1 rRNA gene is annotated in these 3,099 nt (G+C 52.3%); it reads left to right on the top strand.

Going from position 1 to position 3,099, the window contains the following annotated elements:
* Positions 1–110: 110 nt before the first annotated feature.
* Positions 111–3,040 (top strand): 23S ribosomal RNA (locus tag ACIFPW_RS13475).
* Positions 3,041–3,099 lie beyond the last annotated feature (59 nt).

Raw genomic sequence — 3,099 nt, 5'->3', positions numbered from 1 at the left:
CTTGTTCCTTGAAAACTAGATAGCACAAACAACGACATCCAATAATTATTTTTTATGCAATAACTTAGTAATAACTGATGCGTTATGGCAGTAATGCCTAACAAATCGAAGGTTAAGCTACTAAGGGCGCACGGTGGATGCCTTGGCACTAGAAGCCTAAGAAGGACGGGACGAACACCGATATGCTTCGGGGAGCTGTAAGTACGCTTTGATCCGGAGATTTCCGAATGGGGGAACCCACCATCTTTAATAGGATGGTATCCATTTCTGAATACATAGGGAATGGAAGGCAGACCCGGGGAACTGAAACATCTCATTACCCGGAGGAAGAGAAAGCAAACGCGATTTCCTGAGTAGCGGCGAGCGAAACGGAATCAGCCCAAACCAGAGGGCTTGCCCTCTGGGGTTGTAGGACGTCTCTTTGGAGTTACAAAGGCACGGATAGACGAAGCGACCTGGAAAGGTCCATCAGAGAAGGTAACAATCCTGTAGTCAAAATCCGATGCCCTCCGAGACGGATCCTGAGTACGGCGGGACACGTGAAACCCCGTCGGAATCCGGGAGGACCATCTCCCAAGGCTAAATACTCTCTAGTGACCGATAGTGAACCAGTACCGTGAGGGAAAGGTGAAAAGCACCCCGGAAGGGGAGTGAAAAAGAACCTGAAACCGTGTGCCTACAACTAGTTGGAGCCCGTTAATGGGTGACAGCGTGCCTTTTGTAGAATGAACCGGCGAGTTACGATCCCGTGCAAGGTTAAGCTGAGAAGGCGGAGCCGCAGCGAAAGCGAGTCTGAATAGGGCGAAATAGTACGTGGTCGTAGACCCGAAACCAGGTGATCTACCCATGTCCAGGGTGAAGTTCAGGTAACACTGAATGGAGGCCCGAACCCACGCATGTTGAAAAATGCGGGGATGAGGTGTGGGTAGCGGTGAAATGCCAATCGAACCTGGAGATAGCTGGTTCTCTCCGAAATAGCTTTAGGGCTAGCCTCGCGGCAAGAATCTTGGAGGTAGAGCACTGATTGGACTAGGGGTCCTTACCGGATTACCGAATCCAGTCAAACTCCGAATGCCAACGATTTATCCGCGGGAGTCAGACTGCGAGTGATAAGATCCGTAGTCGAGAGGGAAACAGCCCAGACCACCAGCTAAGGTCCCAAAGTATACGTTAAGTGGAAAAGGATGTGGCGTTGCTTAGACAACCAGGATGTTGGCTTAGAAGCAGCCATCATTTAAAGAGTGCGTAATAGCTCACTGGTCGAGTGACGCTGCGCCGAAAATGTACCGGGGCTAAACGTATCACCGAAGCTGTGGATTGTCTTACGACAATGGTAGGAGAGCGTTCTAAGGGCTGTGAAGTCAGACCGAAAGGACTGGTGGAGCGCTTAGAAGTGAGAATGCCGGTATGAGTAGCGAAAGACAAGTGAGAATCTTGTCCGTCGAAAGCCCAAGGTTTCCTGAGGAAGGCTCGTCCGCTCAGGGTTAGTCGGGACCTAAGCCGAGGCCGAAAGGCGTAGGCGATGGATAACAGGTTGATATTCCTGTACCACCTCCTTTCCGTTTGAACGACGGGGGGACGCAGAAAGATAGGGAGAGCGCGCTGCTGGAAATGCGCGTCCAAGCGATTAGGCTGGTGAATAGGCAAATCCGTTCACCATGAAGGCTGAGTCGTGATGGCGAGGGAAATTTAGTACCGAAGTCCTTGATTCTACGCTGCCAAGAAAAGCCTCTAGTGAGGAAAAAGGTGCCCGTACCGCAAACCGACACAGGTAGGCGAGGAGAGAATCCTAAGACGATCGGGAGAACTCTCGTTAAGGAACTCGGCAAAATGACCCCGTAACTTCGGGAGAAGGGGTGCTTCCTCGGGTTTATAGCCCAGGGGAGCCGCAGTGAAAAGATCCAAGCGACTGTTTAGCAAAAACACAGGTCTCTGCAAAGCCGTAAGGCGAAGTATAGGGGCTGACACCTGCCCGGTGCTGGAAGGTTAAGAGGAGGGGTTATCCCTTACGGGAGAAGCTCTGAATCGAAGCCCCAGTAAACGGCGGCCGTAACTATAACGGTCCTAAGGTAGCGAAATTCCTTGTCGGGTAAGTTCCGACCCGCACGAAAGGTGCAACGACTTGGATACTGTCTCAACGAGAGACCCGGTGAAATTATAGTACCTGTGAAGATGCAGGTTACCCGCGACAGGACGGAAAGACCCCATGGAGCTTTACTGTAGCCTGATATTGGATTTTGGTACAGCTTGTACAGGATAGGTAGGAGCCATAGAAGTCGGACCGCCAGGTTCGATGGAGGCGTCGGTGGGATACTACCCTGGCTGTACTGACATTCTAACCCAGCACCGTGATCCGGTGCGGAGACAGTGTCAGGTGGGCAGTTTGACTGGGGCGGTCGCCTCCTAAAGTGTAACGGAGGCGCCCAAAGGTTCCCTCAGAATGGTTGGAAATCATTCGCAGAGTGTAAAGGCACAAGGGAGCTTGACTGCGAGACCTACAAGTCGAGCAGGGACGAAAGTCGGGCTTAGTGATCCGGTGGTTCCGCATGGAAGGGCCATCGCTCAACGGATAAAAGCTACCCTGGGGATAACAGGCTTATCTCCCCCAAGAGTCCACATCGACGGGGAGGTTTGGCACCTCGATGTCGGCTCATCGCATCCTGGGGCTGAAGTAGGTCCCAAGGGTTGGGCTGTTCGCCCATTAAAGCGGTACGCGAGCTGGGTTCAGAACGTCGTGAGACAGTTCGGTCCCTATCCGTCGCGGGCGCAGGAAATTTGAGAGGAGCTGTCCTTAGTACGAGAGGACCGGGATGGACACACCGCTGGTGTACCAGTTGTTCCGCCAGGAGCATAGCTGGGTAGCTACGTGTGGAAGGGATAAGTGCTGAAAGCATCTAAGCATGAAGCCCCCCTCGAGATGAGATTTCCCACAGCATGAAGCTGGTAAGATCCCTTAGAGATGATGAGGTAGATAGGTTCGGGGTGGAAGCGTGGCAACACGTGGAGCTGACGAATACTAATCGATCGAGGGCTTAACCTAAACGAAAAGCGAAGTAAGCCGTTTAAATCCGACAAGCGTTGGAGGCTTTTGAGTCAGAC

It is taken from the genome of Pseudalkalibacillus sp. NRS-1564 (assembly GCF_050467905.1).
In the GTDB taxonomy this organism is placed as follows: domain Bacteria; phylum Bacillota; class Bacilli; order Bacillales; family Guptibacillaceae; genus Guptibacillus; species Guptibacillus hwajinpoensis_B.
The sequence above is the reverse complement of the archived record's forward strand: the minus strand, read 5'-3'. Positions and strand labels throughout refer to the sequence as shown.